Origin of the sequence: Phyllobacterium trifolii (assembly GCF_014192095.1) — a bacterium.
In the GTDB taxonomy this organism is placed as follows: Bacteria; Pseudomonadota; Alphaproteobacteria; order Rhizobiales; family Rhizobiaceae; genus Phyllobacterium; species Phyllobacterium trifolii.
In genome coordinates this window covers 44768-67807 of sequence record NZ_JACHXN010000022.1, presented here as the reverse complement: position 1 = coordinate 67807, position 23040 = coordinate 44768, and the positions used below count along the sequence as shown (strand labels likewise).

At 57.8% G+C, this 23040-nt stretch carries 24 protein-coding genes; 13 read left to right on the top strand and 11 right to left on the bottom strand.

Annotated features, from left to right (window positions below; genetic code table 11):
• Positions 1–3 precede the first annotated feature (3 nt).
• Positions 4–2235 (bottom strand): phosphoribosylformylglycinamidine synthase subunit PurL, encoded by a 2232-nt coding sequence (gene purL / locus FHS21_RS24795; protein ID WP_183664604.1) that lies wholly within the window; start codon positions 2233–2235, stop codon positions 4–6.
• Positions 2236–2424: 189 nt separating this feature from the next.
• Between purL and FHS21_RS24790 the strand changes: the two genes are divergently transcribed.
• Both FHS21_RS24790 and FHS21_RS24785 read left to right on the top strand, forming a co-directional pair.
• Entirely contained in the window at positions 2425–3192 is a 768-nt protein-coding gene (locus FHS21_RS24790; protein ID WP_112528363.1) for an SDR family NAD(P)-dependent oxidoreductase, read from the top strand.
• A 99-nt stretch (positions 3193–3291) separates the two neighbouring features.
• On the top strand, positions 3292–3618 hold the full coding sequence (locus FHS21_RS24785) for a DUF1330 domain-containing protein (RefSeq protein WP_112528361.1): 327 nt from the start codon (positions 3292–3294) through the stop codon (positions 3616–3618).
• Between the two features lie 660 nt (positions 3619–4278).
• Here FHS21_RS24785 and FHS21_RS24780 read toward each other — a convergent pair.
• Positions 4279–5694: an aminotransferase-like domain-containing protein gene (locus FHS21_RS24780; protein ID WP_183664602.1), complete on the bottom strand. Its 1416-nt coding sequence runs from the start codon at positions 5692–5694 to the stop codon at positions 4279–4281.
• A gap of 92 nt (positions 5695–5786) precedes the next feature.
• On the opposite strand from FHS21_RS24780, the gene FHS21_RS24775 reads away from it, so the two are divergent.
• Together FHS21_RS24775 and FHS21_RS24770 are read left to right on the top strand one after the other, a co-directional pair.
• Entirely contained in the window at positions 5787–6020 is a 234-nt protein-coding gene (locus FHS21_RS24775) for a DUF1127 domain-containing protein (RefSeq protein ID WP_112528811.1), read from the top strand.
• A 67-nt stretch (positions 6021–6087) separates the two neighbouring features.
• The gene (locus tag FHS21_RS24770) at positions 6088–6297 is read left to right on the top strand and encodes a DUF1127 domain-containing protein (protein WP_112528357.1); all 210 of its coding nucleotides are present in this window, start codon (positions 6088–6090) and stop codon (positions 6295–6297) included.
• 41 nt (positions 6298–6338) lie between these two features.
• Here FHS21_RS24770 and FHS21_RS24765 read toward each other — a convergent pair whose 3' ends face one another.
• The 3 genes from FHS21_RS24765 to FHS21_RS24755 all read right to left on the bottom strand — a co-directional run bounded on the left by FHS21_RS24765 (position 6339) and on the right by FHS21_RS24755 (position 8109).
• Positions 6339–6755: a hypothetical protein gene (locus tag FHS21_RS24765; protein WP_112528355.1), complete on the bottom strand. Its 417-nt coding sequence runs from the start codon at positions 6753–6755 to the stop codon at positions 6339–6341.
• 21 nt (positions 6756–6776) lie between these two features.
• Complete coding sequence (locus tag FHS21_RS24760; protein WP_112528353.1) at positions 6777–7436, bottom strand: glutathione S-transferase family protein; 660 nt, start codon at positions 7434–7436, stop codon at positions 6777–6779.
• 124 nt (positions 7437–7560) lie between these two features.
• A complete protein-coding gene (locus FHS21_RS24755; RefSeq protein WP_112528352.1) occupies positions 7561–8109 on the bottom strand; it encodes an RBBP9/YdeN family alpha/beta hydrolase in 549 nt (182 codons plus the stop codon).
• A 173-nt stretch (positions 8110–8282) separates the two neighbouring features.
• On the opposite strand from FHS21_RS24755, the gene FHS21_RS24750 reads away from it, so the two are divergent.
• Positions 8283–8942 carry a dihydrofolate reductase family protein gene (locus FHS21_RS24750; protein ID WP_112528350.1) on the top strand — a complete coding sequence of 220 codons (660 nt, stop codon included), beginning with the start codon at positions 8283–8285 and terminating at the stop codon, positions 8940–8942.
• 520 nt (positions 8943–9462) lie between these two features.
• On the opposite strand, the gene FHS21_RS24745 is transcribed toward FHS21_RS24750, so the two are convergent.
• Positions 9463–9816 (bottom strand): CAP-Gly domain protein, encoded by a 354-nt coding sequence (locus FHS21_RS24745; RefSeq protein ID WP_112528809.1) that lies wholly within the window; start codon positions 9814–9816, stop codon positions 9463–9465.
• Positions 9817–10020: 204 nt separating this feature from the next.
• Here FHS21_RS24745 and FHS21_RS24740 point away from each other — a divergent pair, with 204 nt between their 5' ends.
• The gene (locus tag FHS21_RS24740) at positions 10021–11004 is read left to right on the top strand and encodes an NAD-dependent epimerase/dehydratase family protein (protein WP_112528348.1); all 984 of its coding nucleotides are present in this window, start codon (positions 10021–10023) and stop codon (positions 11002–11004) included.
• 306 nt (positions 11005–11310) lie between these two features.
• Complete coding sequence (locus FHS21_RS24735; RefSeq protein ID WP_246411198.1) at positions 11311–12120, top strand: VOC family protein; 810 nt, start codon at positions 11311–11313, stop codon at positions 12118–12120.
• A gap of 423 nt (positions 12121–12543) precedes the next feature.
• Here the strand turns inward: FHS21_RS24735 and purB are convergent, their stop codons facing one another.
• From purB to FHS21_RS24710, 5 genes are all read right to left on the bottom strand, one after another.
• Positions 12544–13860, bottom strand: a complete 1317-nt coding sequence (gene purB / locus FHS21_RS24730; protein WP_183664600.1) for an adenylosuccinate lyase — start codon at positions 13858–13860, stop codon at positions 12544–12546.
• Positions 13861–13954: 94 nt separating this feature from the next.
• The gene (locus FHS21_RS24725) at positions 13955–14683 is read right to left on the bottom strand and encodes a DUF2259 domain-containing protein (RefSeq protein WP_183664598.1); all 729 of its coding nucleotides are present in this window, start codon (positions 14681–14683) and stop codon (positions 13955–13957) included.
• The gene (gene rpe, locus FHS21_RS24720; RefSeq protein WP_112528340.1) at positions 14680–15357 is read right to left on the bottom strand and encodes a ribulose-phosphate 3-epimerase; all 678 of its coding nucleotides are present in this window, start codon (positions 15355–15357) and stop codon (positions 14680–14682) included. The genes FHS21_RS24725 and rpe overlap by 4 nt, the downstream gene beginning before the upstream one ends.
• A 70-nt stretch (positions 15358–15427) precedes the next feature.
• Positions 15428–16432 carry a P1 family peptidase gene (locus FHS21_RS24715; RefSeq protein WP_112528338.1) on the bottom strand — a complete coding sequence of 335 codons (1005 nt, stop codon included), beginning with the start codon at positions 16430–16432 and terminating at the stop codon, positions 15428–15430.
• Positions 16432–17514, bottom strand: coding sequence for a branched-chain amino acid ABC transporter substrate-binding protein (locus FHS21_RS24710; protein WP_112528336.1), 1083 nt, complete (start codon positions 17512–17514; stop codon positions 16432–16434). The genes FHS21_RS24715 and FHS21_RS24710 overlap by 1 nt, the downstream gene beginning before the upstream one ends.
• Positions 17515–17739: 225 nt before the next feature.
• On the opposite strand from FHS21_RS24710, the gene FHS21_RS24705 reads away from it, so the two are divergent.
• From FHS21_RS24705 to FHS21_RS24680, 6 genes are read left to right on the top strand one after another with little or no spacing between them, the layout of a single operon-like run.
• Entirely contained in the window at positions 17740–18195 is a 456-nt protein-coding gene (locus tag FHS21_RS24705) for a flavin reductase (protein WP_112528807.1), read from the top strand.
• A gap of 13 nt (positions 18196–18208) precedes the next feature.
• Positions 18209–19120 carry an AAA family ATPase gene (locus FHS21_RS24700; protein WP_112528334.1) on the top strand — a complete coding sequence of 304 codons (912 nt, stop codon included), beginning with the start codon at positions 18209–18211 and terminating at the stop codon, positions 19118–19120.
• 1 nt (position 19121) lies between these two features.
• Positions 19122–20354: a vWA domain-containing protein gene (locus FHS21_RS24695; protein ID WP_112528332.1), complete on the top strand. Its 1233-nt coding sequence runs from the start codon at positions 19122–19124 to the stop codon at positions 20352–20354.
• A gap of 21 nt (positions 20355–20375) precedes the next feature.
• Entirely contained in the window at positions 20376–20708 is a 333-nt protein-coding gene (locus FHS21_RS24690; protein ID WP_112528330.1) for an XdhC family protein, read from the top strand.
• A gap of 2 nt (positions 20709–20710) precedes the next feature.
• On the top strand, positions 20711–21424 hold the full coding sequence (locus FHS21_RS24685; protein WP_112528328.1) for an XdhC family protein: 714 nt from the start codon (positions 20711–20713) through the stop codon (positions 21422–21424).
• A complete protein-coding gene (locus FHS21_RS24680) occupies positions 21421–23040 on the top strand; it encodes an NTP transferase domain-containing protein (RefSeq protein WP_183664596.1) in 1620 nt (539 codons plus the stop codon). Before FHS21_RS24685 ends, FHS21_RS24680 begins: the two co-directional genes overlap by 4 nt.

Here is a 23040-nt window from a genome sequence, read left to right as displayed (position 1 = left end):
TCCTCAGGCGGCCTGTGTTTTTTCGTCCGCCTGACCACTCATATAGTCAGGGAACCACGATTCGTGGGCTTTTGTCAGGTCCTCAACAGATATGGAGAGCAGGCGTCCAATCGTCAATGCGTTGCCGCCGACCGTACCAAGGTTGCGGAATGGAACGCCGGAGCCTTCCGCGTTGAGCATGACGAGTTTTGCCATGTCAGGAGCAACCGCCACGATGTAGCGGGCCTGGTCCTCACCGAACAACAGCGCATGCGGCGCGGTTTCGCCGATTTCCACAGTCGCACCTTTGCCGGAGGCCATGCACATCTCGCTGAGCGCAATGGCGAGGCCGCCATCGGAAAGGTCGTGGCAGGCGGTCACCTGACCGTTGCGGATGGCGGAGCGGATGAAGTCGCCATTGCGCTTCTCGACGCCGAGATCGACGCTGGGAGCAGGGCCGTCTGCCCGTCCATGCAGATCGCGAAGATAGATCGACTGGCCGAGATGCGTGCCGTCGCCGCCGACAAGGATCAGCACATCGCCATCGCGCATGCCGCCGATCTTCGCGGTCTTGGTCCAGTCCGGGATGAGCCCAACGCCTGCGATCGTGGGCGTCGGCAGGATAGCCTGGCCATTGGTCTCGTTATAGAGCGAGACATTGCCGGAGACGATGGGAAAGGCCAGTGCGCGGCAGGCATCGCCGATGCCGCCAATTGCCTTTACCAGCTGGCCCATGATCTCGGGCCGTTCCGGATTGCCGAAATTGAGATTGTCCGTTGCTGCCAGAGGTTCCGCACCTACGGCGGTCAGGTTGCGCCAGCATTCGGCGACCGCCTGCTTGCCGCCTTCATAGGGGTCTGCCTCGCAATAACGCGGCGTCACATCCGACGAAAAGGCGAGCGCCTTGCTGTGATGGCCTTCGACACGTACCACGCCGGCGTCTCCGCCCGGCACCTGCAGGGAGTTGCCCTGGATCAGCGTGTCATACTGCTCGTAGACCCAGCGGCGCGAGGAAAGGTCGGGCGAGTTGAGCATTTGCAGCAGCGCCGCGCCATAGTCTTCCATCTCTGGCACGTTGGCGGCGGGCAACGGGGCGTGCTTGCCCGGCTCCATCCAGGGCCGGTCATATTCCGGAGCCTGATCGCCGAGATCCTTGATCGGCAGGTTGGCGACTTCCTCGCCGTCATGCAGCACGCGAAAGCGCAGATCGTCGGTCGTATAGCCGACAAGGGCGAAATCCAGCCCCCATTTCTTGAAGATGCCCTCGGCCTCTTCTTCTTTTTCCGGGCGCAACACCATGAGCATCCGCTCCTGGCTCTCGGACAGCATCATTTCATAGGCGGTCATGCGCTCTTCGCGCACCGGCACGGAGTTGAGATCGAGTTCGATCCCGAGATTGCCCTTGGCGCCCATTTCCACTGCCGAGCAGGTGAGGCCGGCGGCACCCATGTCCTGAATGGCGATGACCGCGCCGGAAGCCATCAGCTCCAGAGAGGCCTCGAGCAGGCATTTTTCGGTAAAGGGATCGCCCACCTGTACGGTCGGGCGCTTCTCGTCGATGGATTCGTCAAATTCAGCCGATGCCATGGTCGCGCCGCCAACGCCGTCGCGTCCGGTCTTGGCTCCGAGATAGACCACCGGCAGGCCGACGCCCTTGGCCTCGGACAGAAAGATCGCATCAGTCTTGGCAAGACCCGCTGCAAACGCATTGACCAGGATATTGCCGTTATAGCGCGCGTCGAAATTGACCTCGCCGCCAACCGTCGGCACGCCGAACGAATTGCCATAGCCGCCGACGCCCTCGACCACGCCGGAAACGAGGTGGCGTGTCTTGGGATGCGACGGTTCGCCGAAACGCAGCGCGTTCATCGCCGCGATCGGCCGCGCACCCATCGTGAACACATCACGCAGGATACCGCCGACGCCGGTCGCTGCGCCCTGATAGGGTTCGATATAGGACGGGTGGTTGTGGCTCTCCATCTTGAAGACCACGCAATCGCCATCGCCGATATCGACGACACCGGCGTTTTCGCCCGGCCCCTGGATGACCTGCGGCCCCGTGGTCGGCAGCGTCCGCAGCCACTTTTTCGAAGATTTGTAGGAACAATGCTCGTTCCACATGGCGGAAAAGATGCCAAGTTCGGTAAAGCTCGGCTCGCGCCCGATCAGATCGAGGATGCGCTGATATTCGTCCGGCTTCAGCCCGTGCGAAGCCACGAGTTCCGGCGTGATCTTGACAGTATTGGAAATGGTCATGGGTCCTGGAATATCCATACATGGGAGAGCTTTTGGCCTTCTTTAGCTTATGTAGTCCTGCGGCGCGATAGGAAAAAGGACTGAATCAACAGAGAGGGTCGCGGCTCGAAGGATGGGGCGCTTGTCCGGGCCAACCGCCCGGCGTAACGTCAGCCTCACAAGCAATAATATGGTTCAAGGGGATTTAAAATGACGGGCAGGCTGGCAGGCAAGGTGGCAATTGTTTCCGGTGGAGCTACGGGCATGGGCGGCGCAGCATCGAAACTTTTCGCTGCCGAGGGCGCGAAAGTGGCGATCATCGACCGCAACGAGCAGGCGTCTGCTGCAACGGTAGCCGAAATCACTGGTGCCGGCGGGGTCGCCAGCTATTTCGTCGCCGACGTTTCGGACGAGGCGCAGGTGCAAAAAGCCGTTGCCGGGGTTGCGGAAAAATATGGCAACGTCACCGTTCTCTTCAATCATGCGGGCACGATCGTCATTAAGCCGTTCCTCGAGACGACGGTCGAAGAGTGGGATTGGCTGCATGCGGTCAATGTGCGCTCCATGTATCTGATGACGCGCGCCGTCATCCCGCACATGCTCGACGCTGGCGGCGGTTCGATCGTCTGCACCTCGTCCATTTCAGCCGTGGCGGCAACGCCGATGGAAGTTCTCTACGATACGACCAAAGGCGCCTGTCACATGTTCGCGCGAGCAATCGCAGTGGAATTCCGCGACAGGAACATCAGGTGCAACGCCGTCTGCCCGGGGTTTATCCGCACGCCGCATGGTTTGCGCGAGGTGGATGAATTGCAAAAGCAAGGTGTGGATGTCTCGGACGAGGCCATGATGGCGGCGCAGGGGCGTATCGGCGAGCCGGAAGAGGTGGCGCGTGCCGCGCTTTTCCTTGCCAGCGACGAAGCGAGCTTCATTACCGGCACGCACCTGTTTGTCGATAATGGATTTACGGCAATCTAGGTTCAATAGAGTCACTGGAACTTGCATCTTTCCCGTGCAAGACTGGTCTCGGGTCACCGGACTTTACGGGCTTTGACAGCCCGGCATAGGAGGAATGCAATGACGGTTTTCCTGATCGCCGACGTTAAAATCACTGATGACAAATGGGTGCCGGAATATGCAGCTGTCGTGCATGACATCGCGGCGAAACATGGCGGCAAATATCTTTCACGCAGCGGCAATATCAAAGTGCTTGAAGGCAAGCCACTTGAGACGACGCTCATCGCACTTATCCAGTTTCCGGATGCCGATGCCGCCATGGCCTTTGCAAATGATCCGGAATACGCACCTCACGGCAAGGCGCGCCAGGAAGGCAGCGAAAGCCGCTTCCAGCTTATCGACGATACGGATATCGCCGGAACCATCCCGTATTTGGGCAAGGGGTGAGGAGGTAATTATCAAGGGCAGATGCCGTTTAGCGCCTCCTTCTCCGTCATCCTCGGGCTTGACCCGAGGACCCACGGCAAAGGAGGGCAAGTGTTTCCGCTAACTCGACTTTGTCCAGCGGGATATCGCAGGGAAGCTGCTCTTCATTGACTGGCTTCTTACCTGGAAACCGTCACGCCCGCTCAATTCACAGCTGCTTTGCCGTGGGTCCTCGGGTCAAGCCCGAGGATGACGGAGAGGGAGTCGCTTCACCTTAACGGAGGGCGCGGTACCTGAAGTTGACGAAGCTAGCGTCTGATCACGTGCTTCGGTCTTGCGAAAAGCAATTTCGATCTCTGGACCAATTTCTTCGGACGCATGTCGAAATGCGGGATCGGCATTCCGGCGTTCTTTCAATGTTTTAAAAGGAATGGTCATTGCATGAATTCAAAAAAGTAAAATGAATTTGCTGCGGAATGAGGAGGATTATAATTGATACTAATTCCATGTGCGTGGTTCGATAAGCTCACCATGAGGGAGGTAGGAGATTGCAGGGAGCTGTGAAATGGAAACGTTGACGATTAGCGTTGAAACACACCAACCTCCCTCATGGTGAGCTTGTCGAACCACGCACATGGAATTGGTTTCAATTATTTCCTCGGATTCTCCAAGAACTATACCTCAAGAATAACTATCATAACTCGCATTATCCGTTTCCATCAGCCGGCGTAAAATGCTGAAGCCCTGAACCACCTCATCGCGCGTTTCCGGCACCGTCAGTCCGAGGCGCACGCGGTGGAAGACTTTCTCCGTGCGGCCCGGTTTGAATTCGTCCTCGTCGTCGACAAGCACGCCTTCATTCAGCGCAGCGCTTTTAAACGTGCCTGAAAGCCATGGGTCGGGCAATTTCATCCATAAAAATGGCGAAAGCGGCTGCGAGGTGAACTCCATGCCCGCGAAGACCGAGCGCGCAATCGCTTCGCGCGCAGCGATCTCGGTCTGGACCTTGCCGCGGATCGCGTCGGCTTCGCCTGAATTGACCAGTTGGGCGCCGAGTTCAGCCATGATGAATGGCATGCCGCCGGTGACCATCTTGTGCGCCGTGTGGACACGTGCCGCGAGGTGCGGAGGGCAGGCCACCCAGCCGCCACGTACACCTGCAGCCACGGATTTCGACAGGCCGCCAATATGAAATGTCCGCTCCGGCGCGAGATCTGCGATCTTGATATGCTCGTGCCCCATCACCGAGCCGTAAATCTCATCCTCGATGATCCAGACATTGTGCCGCCGCGCGATCTCGACAATCGCCCGCCGATGCTCCTCCGGCATGGTCGTTGCGGTCGGGTTGTGCAGCGACGGCATGAGAAAAACCAGCTTGGGATGCTGCTGCGCGCAGAGCCGCTCGAAATCGTCCGGCGTCGCGCTGCCATTTTCCGTGTGGAGGATGATGCTGCGCCGCCCCATGAGATTGACGCTGCGCGCTGCCGAGCAATAGGTCAGGTCTTCGAAAGCGACCCGGTCGCCAGGAACTGTTATCGCCGCTATCACCGCGAGAATTGCCGAATGCGCGCCGAGTGTCGGCACGATGGACGCAGGTTCCGGCACCCAGCCTGCGCCGGACAGCCATTTGCTTCCCGCCTCCTGCCACGATGCGGGAAGGGTGCGGGAATAGCTCGACATCTCGCGCGGGAATTGTCGGGTGATCTGCGCCAGCAGCTGTTCCATTGCGGCGGACTGGCCGACCTCGATTGCGGCCGTCGAGTCCATGCGAATCTTGCCGGGTGTCGCCACCGGACCGCGCGTGCCGCCAAATGGCTCCGTGTGCGGCGGCGCCTGAACCAGCGAGACCACTTTGTGATCCGTCACATAGGTCCCGCGTCCGACTTCGCCGCTGACAAGCCCGCGCTCGCGAATGAGATTATAGGCGCGGCCGACCGTTCCTATCGTCACGCCGATATCGAAGGCGAGATTGCGCTGCGGCGGCAGTTTGGTACCGGGCGCGAGAATGCCTCCGGCAATGTCGGTTTCGATACGGTCGGCCAGCTGCAGGTAAAGCGGGCCTTTGCCGGGTTCAAGTTCAGGGAGCCAATTTGTCATGGTAACAATTATACTATTGCGATTCCAATTGAGTCAATTCATATAACAATCGCACGAAAAAGAGTCAATTTGACCTCCCAAGGACAATGACAATGAGTACAATAGATACAATTAGAGGATCTGGTGGCGCCGAAAGCCACGCGGCACGTTCTCAGAACAGCGGATTGTTGCACACGGCATCCGCACTGATCCGCTGGTTTGGCAACGCCATGACGAAGCGCCGGACGCGCATGCATCTCAGCGAGCTCAGCAATGATCTGTTGAATGATGTCGGTATTGAACCTGCGGAAGCGCGTCGCGAGATCAAGCGGTTCTTCTGGAATTGAGGCGCTCTTGCGATGGGGGTCGCCAATACCGATACGAAAGGCGATCGCTCGTCACAAGGAGGCGAATATGGGTCCTATCTACATAGATCCTGGCAGGTTCGGCCTGGTACCAGCATTTCAATACGACTTGCTTACTCGCGCGGTGCGTTGGCTGGAAAATGCAGCCGTGAAGCGCCGGACGAGACTGGAGCTTGGATCGCTCGGTGATGACGGGTTGAAAGACCTCGGCTTGACACGCGATCACGTGGAAGCGGATCTCGAAAGGTATTATTCCTGAGGTGACGAGGCCGGCGCGACTGCGCACGGCCTCAGTCATTTTCATCCGCTGGCCGAGCACGATGCCTGCCCGCCTGCCCACCGCCGCACGTCTCCGGCGATACGATTGCCGGCGGAATTGCTCATGAGCGGACCGAAGGCTTCGACCTTCGCCGGGTTGCCTTCCGCATGCACGACGAGAAGCGGGCGTCCACCCGGATTGCTTGCCGGGACGACGAGGATGCGCGGGCGTCCCGAATAGGAATTCAATTCCGGCGCAAGACGGTACGGCTTGAAACTTGAATCGCCCGATTTGAACCAGCAATTATTGGCGGCGATCGCCACGCGCTCCATCGTGGGCAGCGCGGCTTTTTCCGATGCGAAGGCCAGAGAACCGGGTCCGGGCTTGCCTTTCGATTGACAACCGGCAAGGACGCCAAGCGAAATTATTACGGCGATTGCGATCGTCGGCGTCTTCATGCGTATTCTCCGGTCTGGAATTTAAGCGGACTCGAGTTCACCCTGGAACACTATGAGCCCGTCGGTCATTTCATACCAGACGAGCGATAGCACCGGATCCTGAATAATCAGTTGCTGAAGGGCATCGAATTTCGGGTAGAGATCGAGCAGGTCCTCGCGGCCGGAGATGACACGGAAATTGTTGAAGACGAAACGCGTCGGTGTCAGCCAGGCGTCGGCCAGCGTCATCTGATCGCCCAGCGCGAAAGGCCCGTTGCCAATGCGCTTTTCGATCTCTGTCAGGCCGATTTCCATCTGCTTGAACAGCTTGCTGATGCGTGCATCATCCTTCGACTTCCTGAAGAACAGCTCGAAAAGTTCCATAACAGGCGCCAGCACTTCTAGTTCGGCCGTGCGGGCGGTCATGCGCACGATGGCGCGGTCGCGGGAATCGGCCGGTAGCAGCGATGGTTCAGGGAAATGCTCTTCCAGATATTCGGCGATCACGGAGGCTTCGACGATGGTGAGGCCTGAGCCGGTGATCAGCACCGGTATGCGGTTGAACGGTGAAATTGCGCGGAAGTCTTCCGGGATCGGAAATCCCGAAGGCGGCGCGACAATCTTGATGGGAGCTTGTTTGTAATAGGCGATGCAGCGGATGATGGAGGAATAGGGGGATAGCGGCCGCGAGTAGAGTTTCATTGGTGGTTCCTCCATTAAGCGCAGTTTTTGCTGTCCGCAGACACTGCTTCGGTCGAGCCTATAGCAATGCCCGCAGAGATCAAGGAAGACATCGCTTTTCGGGTCCGTCAGCTAAGCCAACGTATCAAAGTTGCGAGAGAAACTTTGCAAAAACCATCGAACCCTCCGGCCAGGGGCCGTGGCCGGATTCCGAATTGAGATGGCCGCTGTCACCGGCATCGATGATCATCGAACCCCATGATGCGGCGAGTTCGTCTGCAACCTCGTAGGAGCAATAATGATCATTGCGGCTGGCGACGACGATGGATGGAAATGTGAACGGCTCCAGCGGATAGGGGCCGAAGGTCATCAGATGTTTCGGCCGGATTTTCGGGTTGGAAACATCCGGCGGCGTTACCAGAAACGCGCCTTTGACCTTGTCGCCGATCTCAGGAATAGCATGGATGAAGGTCGGCACGCCAAGCGAATGCGCGACCACGACTACCGGGCGCGTCGCGGCGTCGATCGCCTTGACCACCTCAGCCACCCAGTCCTCGCGCACAGGTTTCGTCCACTCCGCCTGCTCGACGCGGCGCGCGGTGGAAAGCTTTGTCTCCCAGCGCGTCTGCCAGTGATCGGGGCCGGAATTGGTATAGCCGGGAACGATGATAATATCGGTATCTTTGACTTTCATGCGCCGTATTTAGGAAAAATGGCGGTGGTGCGCAATATGCCGCTTCCGAACGCGTTACAGACCTTGCGGTCCTGCGTGGCGGTGCACGAACGCACAATTTTTCTCGGCGCTGTCGGCAAATGCCACTGGCGAACGTCTTTAATGCATAACGGCTGCGTTGAAGGAGACTACACATGAGAAAGATCATTACTGGTGCTTTTGTAAGCCTCGACGGCATCATGCAGGCACCAGGTGGGCCGGACGAAGACCCTACAGGCGACTTCAAATATGGCGGCTGGGTTGCCCCTTATTTTGACAAGGCAGGGGAAGAGGCGGTGGGCGAGATGTTTGCCAAGCCTTTCGATCTTCTGCTCGGCCGCAAAACCTACGACATTTTTGCCGCCTATTGGCCGTATGTCGACGCCGGCCATCCGATCGGTCCGTTATTCGACCGCGTCAACAAATATGTCGCGACCCGCAATCCAGACCTGAAGCTCGACTGGCAGAACAGCCAGACCCTGGGCCCGGACGTGGTCGCGGCAGTCACGAAGCTGAAAAGCGGGCAGGGGCCGGATCTGTTGACTCAGGGCTCCACCGATTTCCTGCAAACCCTGTTCAAAAATGACCTGATCGACGAGATCAACATTTTCATGTTTCCGCTCATATTGGGGAAGGGCAAGAAGCTGTTCAGCGGCAACGCTTTTCCCGGGGCGCTGAAACTTGTTTCGTCAAAGGTCTCGGACACCGGCGTCACAATCAACAAATACGTGCGCGCGGGCGAGGTCGTGACCGGCTCGTTCGCATCCGAACATCCGAGCGAGGCAGAGTTGGCACGGCGCAGAAACCTGACGTGAACCGTCCAGTCGTGCCGTCATCGCCGAACGGCAACGCTTGAGCTGTTGAACGCTGGGTCTATCGCACCTTGATGACTGTATTTCCTGGAGTGGCTGTTGCCTGGCTTGCTGAATGCGTGTCCAGGCGGCTCGCCGATTTATAGGGCCAAGTTGTAGCCCTCGTGTTGCAGTCCGCAGGTTCGAGCTCAATACAGGGCAAATATTTCGCTGGTCGTGAATGTAAGGGCGACGATACTCACCGAGCCCATCAGAAAAAGCATTAACCAAAGCGTATCCATCTTATCCACGGCTTCAATCCTTCGTCAGATGTAAGCTCACAAGGAGCGGTCGTGAGTACGCAATAGCAATGTCGACCCACGATCACAGTAGCGAGACAGAGATGGATGCTCCATCATGCGCTGGTTTGCCTGAGTTATACTTTGGTCTGATATCCACGGGCCAACCGGGCAGGAATAGCGAATTAATGCGAAACGTCATAACGTCGCCGACGCAATTCTCGACGCGTTGGCTGCCCCAGAATTCAGACCTTCTCCTTCTTTTTCACCGGGGTTTTCTTCGCCGGTTCATCCGGTTCGTCCGGCTTGGGGGTCAACAGCTTTCGCAATTGGCCAATCTTGTCTTTCACCAATGGACGAAAGCGGGACGCGCGATAAGGCATGTCGGCCGCACCGTAACCCTCGGGGCCATCATCATTGCCACGGTGGATCTCCTCGACCTTGATGCCGACGAATTCGCCATCGACGTAGTGCTGGTACATGCCAATCCAGCGGATGGTGTAGATCTGGCCTTTTCGGATGATTTGATCGATGCTGACATTCTTGAATTTGTCGTCGATACAAACGACTTTCTGTCCGACATAAAAGTCGTTCATAATATTACCCTCGCCGCGTGAGACTGGCACTCATTTTAGGCCGTAAACTCAAAGATGCCATGATGCAATACCCGCTGTCTGGCGATAGTAAGGCCGCTCCGCCGCGAAGTCTGGACGGCTACAAGGCCTCGACATCCACCCTTCACTCCCGATCGTCCCCAATGCTAACCTTCATCCGATTCCAGTTCTGGGAGGAATGACGTTATCATGACGATATTGGTGACAGGCAGCTCCGGCCATCTGGGCGAGGCGCTGGTGCGCACATTGCAGGCCAGAGGTCGCGAGGTCGCGGGGCTCGATCTCGCGGCAGGACCGTTCACCACCCATGTCGGTTCTATAGCCGACGGGCCTTTCGTCAAACGCTGCATGGCGGGTATCGAGACCGTCTTCCATGCGGCCACGCTGCACAAGCCGCATGTCGGCACGCACATGCGGCAGGATTTCGTTGATACCAATATCACCGGCACCTTGAACCTTCTGGAAGAAGCGGTGGCGGCGGGCGTCAAATCCTTCATCTATACCAGTACGACGAGTGTCTTTGGCGATGCGCTGGTGCCACCCGAAGCTGCGCCTGCCGCCTGGATCACCGAGAATGTGCGACCTGTCCCGAAGAACATCTATGGGGTGACCAAAGCGGCGGCTGAAGACCTTTGCCAGCTGTTTCATCGCAACCAGCGGTTGGCGACGATGGTGTTGCGCACGTCACGGTTTTTCCCGGAAGAGGACGACGACAAGGACGTGCGAAGCGGCTTTGCCGATGAAAACATCAAGCTGAATGAGTTTCTTTATCGCCGGGTGGATATCGAGGACATCGTCAGCGCGCATCTTCTGGCTGCCGAAAAAGCGCCGGCACTCGGCTTTCGCCGTTATATCATCAGTGCGACGACGCCGTTTACGCCAGACGATCTGGCCGATCTGCGCACCGATGCCCCGCGTGCCGTGCAGCGCCGTGTGCCCGAATACGCGGCAGAGTTTGCGCGCCGCGGCTGGAAAATGCTGCCGAGCATTGATCGCGTCTACGTCAATGAGCGCGCGCGGACAGAACTCGGCTGGCAGCCGGAATATGATTTCAGGTATCTGATCGGGCGGCTGGCTCGCGGCGAGGACACACGCAGCCCATTGGCCCGCCTGATCGGCACAAAAGGCTATCATGCCCGGAGCTTCACCGAGGGGCCTTACCCGGTAGAGTGATGGCTCCCTACCGCCCCTACCTCCCTCATGGTGAGCTTGTCGAACCACGCACCGGCGTTTTGCGTGGTTCGACAAGCTCACCATGGGGGACGTTGTGCTGTAAACAATGGCCATCACTTGGTTCAGTATTTGTGAACAAGCTGTTCGCTCGTGCCGGGCTTGTTTCGGGCCTCGATAAATCCGACCTTACCGATAACGAAACTGATGTGTTGCGAGGGGATGAGTATGAAGCTCACGCGCCGGAATGTAGTTGTTGGCGCTGCCGCCCTTGCTGTATCGACGGGAAGTACCCGCGCGGAGACAAAAATGGACAAGATTTCCTTTGCAGCAACGGCGCCGACCCATGTGTCAAAGGTTGGCATCAAAGCCAGGGATGCCGATGCGCTGGCGAAATATTATGAGGACGTTGTCGGCCTGCGCGAGATTTCGCGCAAGGGCCAGTCGGTCATTCTGGGTGCAGGCGAAACGCCGCTGCTCGAGATAGAGCAGGCCTCTGCTGTTCGCGCGGATGATCCGCAAAGCGCTGGCCTTTATCACACCGCTTTTCTCTTGCCGGCGCGTGCCGATCTCGCCCGCTGGGCCCGGCGGGCAATTGACAAGCGCACGCCGATCGTCGGCGCTTCCGACCATCTGGTCAGCGAGGCGATCTATCTGACCGATCCGGAAGGCAACGGCGTTGAAATTTATGCCGACCGTCCGCATGAAAGCTGGAAGTGGAACGGCTCATCCGTGCAGATGGGTACCGAGGCGCTGGATGTCGGCAATCTGCTGGGCGAACCGGGCAACGAGGTACCTTTCGACATGGCGCCGGACGGGACGATGGTTGGCCATCTGCACCTGCGCGTCGGCAACGCCAAAGAGGCCGAAAGCTGGTGGCAGAATGAGCTCGGGTTGCAGACGGTTGCCGGGTTTGGCGGAAGCGCGGTGTTTATGTCAACCGGCGGTTACCATCACCACGTCGCCGCCAACTCCTGGCAAAGCCGCGGGGCAGGGCGCCGCGACAATGACCGCTCCGGATTGGCCTGGGCCGAGTTCAGCTCCGCCGATGCCAAAGAGGAACGCGAGATCGTTGACCCCTGGGGCAATGTCATCAGGATTGTGCCGGAAAAGGGTTAGTGGGAGCTTACGCACTCTGGGTTGGTGTGCCACTGTGCGTGGTTCGACAAGCTCGCCATGAGGGAGGTTGTGGCTGTAATGATAATCGCCAAAGTTGCAGAAATCGGCTCCCTGCAATCAACTCACCCTCCTCATGGTGAGCTTGTCGAACCACGCACCAAAACCCTTCCGTACCCGCCGTTACGGCGTTTCAACCAATCACAACGTCAGCACGCAAAATCCCGGAAAAATTAATCGAACGCTCGTTCAATTAATTTCCCGAACCATCCCGTTCCTACTGGCGGTTTTCAGCTGTTTCACCCGATGCAACCGCTATTTGGGCGGGTGAATTGCGCAACTTCGTCCGATTCACATTCAGGAATGTTCAATTCCTATGCAAGAATCCTCGAATCCGGAATGCTTTTATCAACCTGGGGCTTTAATTTAGTTGCTGCCAGTTGAGCCAAACACGCGCTTGAAGATCGTATCGACGTGTTTGGTGTGATAGCCAAGGTCGAACTTCTCCCGGATCGTCGCTTCGGGCAGGGCAGCGCGAACATCGGCGTCGGCGAGCAGCTCTTCGAGGAAATCGGCCCCGTGCTCCCACACTTTCATGGCGTTGCGCTGCACCAGACGGTAGGAATCCTCGCGGGAAACGCCAGCCTGCGTCAGTGCCAGAAGCACCCGCTGCGAGTGGATCAATCCGCGGAACTTGTTCATGTTTTTCAACATGTTATCCGGATAGACCAACAGCTTTTCGATGACGCCGACCATACGCGCCAGTGCAAAATCCAGGGTAATCGTCGCGTCAGGGCCGATCATGCGCTCGACCGAAGAGTGCGAAATATCGCGTTCGTGCCACAGGGCGACATTTTCCATCGCTGGCAGCGCAAAAGCGCGGACCATGCGGGCGAGCCCGGTCATGTTTTCGGTCAGCACCGGGTTGCGCTTGTGCGGCATGGCCGATGAGCCCTTTTGGCCGGGCGAAAAATACTCTTCCGCCTCCAGAACCTCGGTGCGCTGCAGATGGCGGATCTCGACGGAGAGGCGCTCGACCGACGATGCGATAACACCAAGGGTTGCAAAGTACATGGCATGACGATCACGCGGGATCACCTGCGTCGAAACCTGTTCTGCCTGCATTCCCAATGCCTTGGCGACATGTTCTTCCACGCGCGGATCAATATTGGCGAAGGTGCCGACAGCGCCGGAGATAGCACAGGTTGCAATCTCCGCGCGTGCGGCGACGAGCCGATGACGGCAGCGTTCGAACTCGGCATAGGCCTGCGCCAGCTTGACGCCGAAGGTAGTCGGTTCGGCGTGGATGCCATGGCTGCGGCCGATGGTGACCGTATCCTTATGTTCGAAAGCCCGCTTTTTCAGCGCCGCCAAAAGTCTGTCCAGATCGCTCAGAAGGATATCGCTGGCGCGCATCAACTGCACATTGAAACAGGTGTCGAGCACGTCCGACGAGGTCATGCCCTGATGTACGAAACGTGCGTCAGGGCCAACGATTTCGGCTAAATGTGTAAGGAAAGCAATGACATCGTGCTTGGTCTCGCGCTCGATCTCGTCGATGCGCTCGATGTCGAAAGTGGCTGCACCGCCCTTTTCCCAGATGGTTTTGGCCGCTTCCTTCGGGATGACGCCAAGCTCCGCCAGCGCGTCGCAGGCATGCGCCTCGATTTCGAACCAGATGCGGAATTTCGTTTCCGGAGACCAGATGGCGACCATTTCGGGACGCGAATAGCGCGGGATCATGTGTTTTCCTGTCCTTTTAGGCTTTAAACGCGGTCTATCAGAGCTAGGCCGATCACTCAACGCGCCATTTGGCGACTTTTTGCCATGGATGCGTCTAGCGCTGCCTGGTAACTGCCAGCCAGCGATAGTCCGGGCCTTCGAATCCCGTTCCGCGCACTGCAATCATGACCGCGATTACCGGTTTTCCGCCGTCCGGATATAGGGTCTGGACCGCGCCAATACTATAGCCGAGCGGACAGCCGCGACTGGCAGGAACGGAGGCGTCTTCGTGGAGCATTTCGGGCTTGGCGTCAGTCTTGTCTTCAAGCAGTGTCAGGCGGAAGCCTTTGATTTCACTCAGGTTTTGACAGGTTTCACTCGGCGGGACGGCGATCTCTTCAAGCTGTATAGTCAGCGCGGGATCAATCGCGGGAAATACGAATCGCGGGTTGATTTTGACCTTGAACGGATCAGCCGAAAGCTCCGTGACAGGGTTCGACGCTACCGCATTGCCGGCATTGGCGCGCAATTCTTCATCGCTGAGCGATGTCACGCCTTGTGCATCGCGGCCCACCTTGTCACGGGCGTTTTCCAGTGACGAATTTTCGTCGTCTAGCCTGACCCGAACCGGCGTTTTGGCCAGAAACTTGTCGGTTGCCGTGTCGATATAGAACCGGTTGGCATAGGGGAAGCCAGAGCCGTCCTGGACGCCATATTCTTCGAAGGCAAATATGCCGCCATCCTTGGAAAACCCAATGATATCAAGCTTTGCGGCGTCTCCGGCCCGTGCCGCGGCTGGCGAAGACGCAACGACAAGGCTAAGAAAAACGCGGCGGAATATCATTGTGATCCTTGGCGGATTGAACTGCGGATGAGGTCAATGTTGGACCTATAGGCGGCTTCGCTTCCGCCTTTGTAAATAGCGGACCCGGCGACCAGCGCATTGGCGCCAGCACGTACTGCTAGCGCAGCCGTTTCAGGGGTAATGCCGCCATCGACCTCGAGGTCAATAGGCCTGTCACCGATCATCGCCTTGATTTTCTTGATCTTTTCCAGCGCTTCGGCAATGAATTTCTGCCCGCCAAAACCGGGATTGACGGTCATGACGAGGATGAGATCCACATCGTTCAGCACGTATTCGATGGCGGATTCTGGTGTCGCGGGATTGATGGCAACGCCAGCCTTCTTGCCGAGCGCCCGAATGGCCTGGAGCGAGCGGTGCAGATGCGGTCCAGCTTCCGCGTGGACGGTGATGATGTCCGAACCCGCCTTGGCGAAAGCCTCGAGATAGGGGTCGCAGGGCGATATCATCAAGTGCGTATCGAAAACCGCGTCCGTCAGCGGCCGGATGGCCTTTACCACTTCCGGACCAAAGGTGATGTTCGGGACGAAATGTCCGTCCATCACGTCGATATGGATCCAGTCGGCGCCTGCCTGCAAAACCGAGTTTACTTCCGAGCCGAGTTTCGAAAAATCCGAGGCCAAAATGGAAGGTGATATGACGAGCGGACGGCTCATGATCTGTCTCCGGTAGAAATTCTGTGGGCGCCGGTTATCACGCGCGGCTGTATCGCACAATCGAAACTGTTCAGCGAAGTGATCGCCAGACCGGAAAGGGATCGTTATCCGCAGGCGTAGCGGCATGAACGCCTCGTGCTATGGCGCGCGCCATTGTTGAGGCCGCCGCGGCACAAAGGTCAATAAATTCAGCAATTTCTGGCGTTCTGCCGCTGGTTCCGGTGGCGAGGGCGAACACCAGATCACCGTCAAAAGGCGTGTGTGCCGGCCAGACTGCGCGGGAGTAACCATCATGGGCGGCGATGGCCAAGCGCTTGGCCTGAGCGCTCGTAAGGATCAGATCGGTAGCGATGACCCCTATTGTCGTGTTGGCATCCCGCGCCGCGTCGCTGAACTTGGTGCCGATTTCGGCGGCATCGGCAGGAAAAGGGTGCGGCAGGCCAAGTCCCCCGAATTCATTGCCTATTTCGAAAGGCGCAGCCCAGAAATGCCTGCTTTTTCCTACGGTTACCATACCAAGCGCGTTGACCGCGACGAGGGCGCCGATGGTCACGCCACTTTCGAGGACCGACGAGGCTGAGCCCAGCCCGCCCTTCAACCCTTTGACAGTTGCTCCTGTCCCGGCGCCCACGGTCCCAAGCGTGAAATCACTCGATGCCGACTGCGTTGCTTCATAGCCGAGCTCACGATAGGGCGGGTAACGGCCCCAGTCCTTGTCGCCGCCGTTCAGCAAATCGAAGAGAACGGCGCCCGGAACGATTGGAACACGCTGTGTTCCGACTTCAAAACCAATGCCCTCTTCCCGAAGGGCGGCCTGAACGCCCGACCCGGCATCCAAACCGAATGCCGATCCGCCCGATAAAACCAGCGCGTTGACCTGCTCAACCGTGTTGTGGGGCTCGAGAAGGTCGGTTTCGCGCGTACCCGGCGCACCGCCGAGCACCTTGACTGCCGCGGTTGCCGGGTTCTCGCATAACAAGACTGTACAGCCGGATTTGAGCTTGCTGTCGGAAGCGTTCCCGACTTTTAATCCAGCGACGTCAGTGATGAGGTTGCGTGGACCGGCCTTCAACATCAGTTGGTCTCCAGAACGAATTGATTTCCATCAAATTTCTGCAGGCGGTAAGTATCGGCGATACGCTCGCCTTTGGCATCGAATTGTATGGTGCCAAGAGCAGTTTCAAAGACATTGGTGCGCAGAATCTCCTGCAGGGATCCTGCCTGTGATTGCGCGGTGGTTAACGCCTGCATTGCCACTTCGGTCGCAGCATAAGCCGGTATCGTATAGCCTTCCGGAACTTTTCCGGCCAACTCGATCGTATTCTTGGCGTTTCGGGCACTCTCCAGAGTTTGTGGCTCGCGTGGTGCGATCATCAATGTGCCGACGGCGAGCGCACTGCCATCGCCTGCCGCCTCAAGAGCCTCGCCACTGGCAATGACAAGTGCATAGTTTAGCGCCGCGGCGCTTCGCCCTATGGCCGCAACATCGTCGCGTTCACCACCAACGAAAACTTGTGTGGCGCCTGCGCGTTTCAGCCGGCTGACCAGTGCATTCTGATTGTCGAGGCCGGGACGGTACGTATCGGCAAAGACCGGTTTCAGGCCTTTTTCCTCCAGACGGGCCCGCACTCCTGCCGCAAGTTCACGTCCGAAGATCGTGCCGTCATCGATGATGGCAAACGGTTCCGAGCGCCACAGCCCGGCAAGGATATCACCGGTTTCGTTGGCCTCATTGCGGCCGGATGGCGCGGTCCTGAAGACCGGATAAGGCTGATCGGCGCGCAGCTCGGTCAGTGTTTGCGCCCGTATTGCCGGAGTGATGACTGGAATGCCCTTTTGATTGAGGATAGGCAGGGCGGCTTCGAGCGATTCAGTGCAGAGAAAGCCAATGACTATCGCAACATCTGCCTGGACCAGCTGCTTTGCCGCCGCGTCGCCGCCTGCCGCACTGCATTGGTCATCGGCGGTTGTAATTGACACCGCCTGGCCGCTCTTGTTCGCAGCCACCGCAATCGTCGCACCATCGACAACTTGCGTTCCAAGGCGCGCAAAGGGACCGGAAAGCGGCGCGATAACACCAATCTTGTCTTCCGCATGTGCGACACTTGCGACAGCTATGCAAAGGCCAAATGTTGCGGCGCGTATTGTGGGGTTCATTGCGAAAATGTCGTTTCCTCTTTGATGGGTAGTAGTTGCACGTTTTCGGTAGCTGTTTCCTTCATTCTTAGCAATCTCGCGCTATATAAAAGGAAGTTATCGGAAAATATGACCTGCCCCTATGGTTGAGACACATGTTGCGATAGTGATGGTTCGGACAACGGAAATAGAATAGTGCTAATTGCCAAAGATCAGAAAATAGAGCCGCTCGCATTTCGCAATGCCATGAGCCATTTTGCCGAGGCGGTTCATATCCTTACCACCGATGGTCCGGCAGGCCGCCGCGGCGTTACAATTTCGGCAGTATGCTCGGTTTCTGACAATCCGGCGACGATGCTCGTGTGTCTCAACCGCAATCATGATTTCAATCACCTGTTCATCGAAAATCAGGTTTTTGCACTGAATACGCTGTCGTTCCAACAGCAGGCGCTTTCCGAAGCCTTTTCCGGCAAGGGCGATCTGTCCCAGCCGGACAGGTTTGCGCTAGGACATTGGCAGACACTGCAAACCGGTGCACCAGTGCTCACCAACGCTTTGGCAAGCTTCGATTGCCGCATCATTGCAACGCACGAAGTCGCAACGCATTATGTGATCTATGGCAAGGTCACCGCCCTCAATATGGGCGATCCGGGCCGTTCATTGATCTATCTCAACCGCTCCTATCACAGTTCGGGAGACTAGCGCCGGAGACGTCATGGCTGAACTGCCGCAATCGATCGAAGATACGCTGGCTCTGCTCGAGGCTGGCGGATATGTCGCGGACCGTGCGTTGGCGACGGTGCTGTTCCTCAGCTTGCGAATGAAGAGGCCATTGTTTCTGGAAGGCGAGGCGGGCGTCGGCAAGACTGAGATCGCCAAAGTACTCGCGGCGACGCTCGACCGGCCGCTGATCCGCCTGCAATGCTATGAAGGGCTCGACGTTTCTTCTGCTGTTTATGAATGGAACTATGCAGCGCAGATGATCGAGATTCGTCTCGATGAAGCGAGTGGCAAGGTTGATAAGAAAGCTATAGAGCGCAATGTTTTTTCAGAGAAATTCCTTATCAGGCGGCCAGTCCTCCAAGCGCTGTCGGGTAAACCGGGTAAGGCCCCGGTTTTTCTTATCGACGAACTTGATCGAACCGATGAAGCCTTTGAAGCCTTCCTGCTCGAAGTGCTGTCGGACTATCAGGTCACGATTCCGGAACTTGGAACAATCCGTGCTGCCGAACCACCAATCGTCATCATAACGACCAATCGGACTCGCGAGATCCACGACGCACTGAAACGCCGGTGTCTCTACCATTGGGTAGACTATCCCTCCGCTGAACGGGAGCTTGAGATCGTCCGCCGCAAAGTCCCTGCAGCCAATGAACGCCTGTCGGATGAAATCGTCCGGTACGTGCAGAAATTGCGTGATATGGATCTGTTCAAGCTACCGGGTGTCGCCGAAACGATCGACTGGGCGGGGGCCTTGACCGAAATGGACAAGTTGGCACTGGATCCGGAAACCGTATCCGACACGATCGGCGTTTTGCTCAAATATCAGGATGATATAGCCAGGATTTCCGGCGGCGAGGGGCGGCGAATACTCGATGAGGTCAAGGCCGAACTGAACGCGGCGTAACATGGAAACATTCGCCTCATCACCCGAGATAGCAAGGACGGAAAGCCGCCTTGCGGACAATATCGTCTATTTTGCCCGCGCCTTGCGAAAGGCCGGGTTGCGGGTTGGCCCGGCTTCCGTCAGGGACGCGATAGAGGCGGTTTTGGCCGGTGGTATCGGCTCTCGGGATGATTTTTATTGGACATTGCACAGTGTGCTCGTCAACCGCCGCGAGGATCATGCGACATTCGATGAGGCGTTCCGGCTTTATTGGCGCTCCCGCGAGCTGATCGAGAAAATGCTGGCCATGTTCTCGCCCGTTGCCTTGGCGCGCGAACGATCGAAGGCAAGGGCTGCCGAAGCTCGCGTCGCCGAAGCGCTGTTCAAGGAAAGCTCGCGCAACCAGCCGGGAGAATCCCCGCCCGATATCGATGTGGACGCACGTTTGACATTTTCCGGTAAGGAAGTGCTGCGGACCAAGGACTTTGCCCAGATGTCGGCCGAAGAACTCAGCCAGGCGCGCCGGGCGATGGATGAACTGACGCTGCCCGTCGATGAAGTCAAGACGCGGCGTTTCCGCAGTGATCCCAAGGGCGCTCGTATCGATCCGAGAGCGATGATGCGTGCGAGCCTGCGGACCGGTGGTGATCTCATTTTACCGAAATTTCGCTCGCGTCGCGAAGTGCATCCGCCATTGGTCGTGCTTGCCGATATTTCGGGTTCAATGAGCCAATACACCCGCATTTTCCTGCATTTCATGCATGCGATGATGGCCAAGCGTCGCCGGGTTCATTGCTTCGTCTTTGGCACGCGGCTGAGCAACATCACGCGGTCCCTGCGCTATCGTGATCCGGATGATGCGATCGCCCATTGTACGGGTGCTGTACAGGACTGGTCAGGCGGTACACGCATTGGCGAAACCTTGCGGGAATTCAATCGTCATTGGTCGAGACGCGTTCTCAGCCAGGGTGCGGTAGTGCTGCTCATCACCGACGGACTGGAGCGCGAGAATACGAGCGGCCTGGAAGCGGAGATGGAGCGGCTATCGAAATCTTGCCGCCGGCTGATCTGGCTCAATCCCTTACTCCGATTTGAAGGTTTTGAGCCACGTGCCCGTGGTGTAAAAGCAATGTTACCCTACGTTGACGACTTCCGTGCTGTGCACAATATGAATGCTTTGGAGGATCTGTGCCGGGCGCTCAGCCGACCGCGCGGCAACGATGACGATCCGAAGCGCTGGTTGCACCAATATTGAAGTTTGTGGTACTGTCGTACAATGCAAAATCCTACTAAACAAATACGCGATCCACTGCTGATCGCCGAGAGCTGGATGGCGGAGGGCCGTGACGTGGCTATTGCCACAGTCGTGGAAACCTGGGGATCGGCACCGCGTCCCGTCGGCAGCCATCTTGTGATCGACGAGGCGGGCAATTTCGAGGGTTCGGTTTCTGGCGGGTGTGTTGAAGGTTCGGTCATTGCCGAAGCCATGGATGTGATCAGCCAGGGCACCCCGCGGATGCTTGAATTCGGCGTCGCCGACGAAACCGCCTGGCAGGTCGGTCTGTCCTGCGGCGGACGTATCAAAGTCTATGTCGAACGGCTGGGCTGAGCATGGATCCCTATTGTCTGAAGAAACTCAATGCAGAACGGCAAGCCCGCCGTGCGGCATTGTTGCTGACCGATCTTGGCGACGGGCGTGACCGCGTGATCAAGGAGGGCGATCCGGTTGCCGGTCTGCTGGGCGATGCGGTCAGGCAGGCGTTCCTGTCAGGAAAATCGAGCCTCGTCGAGATTGAGGGCCGATCGTTCTTCCTGAATGTCCACGTGCCGCCGCCGCGTCTGGTGGTGATTGGTGCTGTGCACATCAGCCAGGCCTTGGCTCCGATGGCAAAGATTGCTGGATACGATATGGAAATTATCGATCCGCGTACGGCGTTTGCCACGCCGGAGCGCTTCCCGGATATCAAACTCTTTGCAGAATGGCCGCAGGATATACTCGAGCAGCGACCACTTGATCCCTATACGGCGGTTGCTGTCGTCACGCATGACCCGAAAATCGATGATCAGGCGCTGGAGCGGGCTCTACAAGCGGGATGCTTTTACGTCGGCGCGCTGGGCAGCCGCAAGACCCATGCAAAGCGTGTTGAGCGGCTCAAGGCGCTGGGGTTCAGCGAGGATGAAATCGCTTTGATTCATTCGCCTATCGGCCTTGATATCGGTGCTGCCAGCCCCGCTGAGATCGCCGTTGCAGTTATGGCCGAGGTGATCAAGGCATTTCGCGCGAGAGGACTCCAAACCGCGCGGCATCTGGAAAAGACAGCATGATCTTTGGTGAAATCCCTCTCAAGGACGCGCTTGGCGCGATACTTGCGCACTCGACCCATACAGCGAACCTGAAGCTGAAAAAGGGACATGTCCTCAACGAAGCTGACCTTGAGCAATTGCGCGAAGCAGGCGTGACCCACGTTATTGCAGCGCGCTTGCAAGACGCTGATCTCGAAGAGAACGAAGCGGCCAAACGAATAACTGCAGCATTGAGATGGTCGTGCGTGCAAGCGGGGCCAGCATCGACCGGCAGGGTCAATTGCTATGCCGAAACGGCGGGGCTTTTCATGGTGGATGCTGACTTGATCAATGCCATCAATGCGGTCGATCCTTCCGTGACGATCGCCACGTTGAAAGCATTCGACAGGGTTGAGCAGCAGCAGATGGTTGCGACCATCAAGATCATTCCTTTTGCAGTCCCTGTGTCTGTAATTGACAGGATCGCGGAGTTGGCACGTGGTCGCACGGCCTTTGGAGTGCGCGGTTTTGCAGGCTCACGCATTGGCTTGATCCAGACGACGCTGCCATCAATCAAGCCGACAGTGCTCGACAAGACGCGCCGTGTCATCGAAGCACGGATTGCAGCCAATCATGGAGTTGTGACATCCGAACTACGCCCGCCCCATGCGAGCAAACCGTTGGCGGAAGCGATACGCAAATTGCAGAATGCAAATGACTTCGTCGTCGTCTTTGGTGCCTCCGCTGTGGTCGATCAGGACGATATCGTTCCCGCGGCAATCAGGGAGGCCGGCGGAGACGTTAGTCATATCGGCATGCCGGTCGATCCGGGAAACCTGCTGATCCTTGGCGAACTTGATGAAAAACCCTTGATCGGCGCTCCCGGTTGCGCGAGGAGCCCCAAGGAAAACGGCTTTGATTGGGTGCTCGACCGGCTGATGGCAAATGTGCCGGTAACCAAGGCAGATATCGTCGGAATGGGTGTCGGGGGCTTGTTGATGGAAATTCCAACGCGTCCGCAGCCGCGCGATCCACGCCCGTTGGCGGCGCGGCCCGACGTTGCGATCGCTCTGCTCGCTGCCGGTCAGTCAACCCGCATGATGGGGCCAAACAAATTGCTGGCCACTTTCGATGATGTGCCGCTGATACGCCGCTCGGCACAGACTGCGATCGAGGCGGGTGGGCGTCCTGTCGTCGCCGTGCTCGGGCATATGGCAGAGGAATGCAGCGCGGCGCTGGATGGGCTCAATGTGGTGATCGCCCTCAACAAGGACTACGCCAGCGGGCTGGCCTCATCGCTGCAGACCGCGATCAGGAACGTACCATCGTCGTCCGATGGCGTGATGATGCTCCTGGCCGACATGCCTGCTCTGTCCCCGACTGATCTGCAGGCCATGATCAGTCGTTTTCAAAGTGCCGGCGGTCAATCTGTCGTGAGGGCGACTTTCGAAGGCAAGCGCGGCAATCCTGTCATCCTGCCGCGTATCTTGTTCAACGAAGTATTCAGTCTGGCCGGTGATGTTGGTGCACGTCATTTGATCGAGCGTGGCGATATTCCTGTCATCGATGTGGAGCTTGGCGAGGCGGCTGCCCTTGACGTCGATACGCCGGATATGCTGCATCGCGCGGGTGGTACTATTACCGAGCCCATCCGATAG

Bases quoted from the DNA above. Each gene is read 5' to 3' on its own strand.
- purL (WP_183664604.1), bottom strand. From the start codon at position 2,235: ATGACCATTTCCAATACTGTCAAGATCACGCCGGAACTCGTGGCTTCG.
- FHS21_RS24790 (WP_112528363.1), top strand. From the start codon at position 2,425: ATGACGGGCAGGCTGGCAGGCAAGGTGGCAATTGTTTCCGGTGGAGCT.
- FHS21_RS24785 (WP_112528361.1), top strand. From the start codon at position 3,292: ATGACGGTTTTCCTGATCGCCGACGTTAAAATCACTGATGACAAATGG.
- FHS21_RS24780 (WP_183664602.1), bottom strand. From the start codon at position 5,694: ATGACAAATTGGCTCCCTGAACTTGAACCCGGCAAAGGCCCGCTTTAC.
- FHS21_RS24775 (WP_112528811.1), top strand. From the start codon at position 5,787: ATGAGTACAATAGATACAATTAGAGGATCTGGTGGCGCCGAAAGCCAC.
- FHS21_RS24770 (WP_112528357.1), top strand. From the start codon at position 6,088: ATGGGTCCTATCTACATAGATCCTGGCAGGTTCGGCCTGGTACCAGCA.
- FHS21_RS24765 (WP_112528355.1), bottom strand. From the start codon at position 6,755: ATGAAGACGCCGACGATCGCAATCGCCGTAATAATTTCGCTTGGCGTC.
- FHS21_RS24760 (WP_112528353.1), bottom strand. From the start codon at position 7,436: ATGAAACTCTACTCGCGGCCGCTATCCCCCTATTCCTCCATCATCCGC.
- FHS21_RS24755 (WP_112528352.1), bottom strand. From the start codon at position 8,109: ATGAAAGTCAAAGATACCGATATTATCATCGTTCCCGGCTATACCAAT.
- FHS21_RS24750 (WP_112528350.1), top strand. From the start codon at position 8,283: ATGAGAAAGATCATTACTGGTGCTTTTGTAAGCCTCGACGGCATCATG.
- FHS21_RS24740 (WP_112528348.1), top strand. From the start codon at position 10,021: ATGACGATATTGGTGACAGGCAGCTCCGGCCATCTGGGCGAGGCGCTG.
- FHS21_RS24735 (WP_246411198.1), top strand. From the start codon at position 11,311: ATGGACAAGATTTCCTTTGCAGCAACGGCGCCGACCCATGTGTCAAAG.
- purB (WP_183664600.1), bottom strand. From the start codon at position 13,860: ATGATCCCGCGCTATTCGCGTCCCGAAATGGTCGCCATCTGGTCTCCG.
- FHS21_RS24725 (WP_183664598.1), bottom strand. From the start codon at position 14,683: ATGATATTCCGCCGCGTTTTTCTTAGCCTTGTCGTTGCGTCTTCGCCA.
- rpe (WP_112528340.1), bottom strand. From the start codon at position 15,357: ATGAGCCGTCCGCTCGTCATATCACCTTCCATTTTGGCCTCGGATTTT.
- FHS21_RS24715 (WP_112528338.1), bottom strand. From the start codon at position 16,432: ATGTTGAAGGCCGGTCCACGCAACCTCATCACTGACGTCGCTGGATTA.
- FHS21_RS24710 (WP_112528336.1), bottom strand. From the start codon at position 17,514: ATGAACCCCACAATACGCGCCGCAACATTTGGCCTTTGCATAGCTGTC.
- FHS21_RS24705 (WP_112528807.1), top strand. From the start codon at position 17,740: ATGAGCCATTTTGCCGAGGCGGTTCATATCCTTACCACCGATGGTCCG.
- FHS21_RS24700 (WP_112528334.1), top strand. From the start codon at position 18,209: ATGGCTGAACTGCCGCAATCGATCGAAGATACGCTGGCTCTGCTCGAG.
- FHS21_RS24695 (WP_112528332.1), top strand. From the start codon at position 19,122: ATGGAAACATTCGCCTCATCACCCGAGATAGCAAGGACGGAAAGCCGC.
- FHS21_RS24690 (WP_112528330.1), top strand. From the start codon at position 20,376: ATGCAAAATCCTACTAAACAAATACGCGATCCACTGCTGATCGCCGAG.
- FHS21_RS24685 (WP_112528328.1), top strand. From the start codon at position 20,711: ATGGATCCCTATTGTCTGAAGAAACTCAATGCAGAACGGCAAGCCCGC.
- FHS21_RS24680 (WP_183664596.1), top strand. From the start codon at position 21,421: ATGATCTTTGGTGAAATCCCTCTCAAGGACGCGCTTGGCGCGATACTT.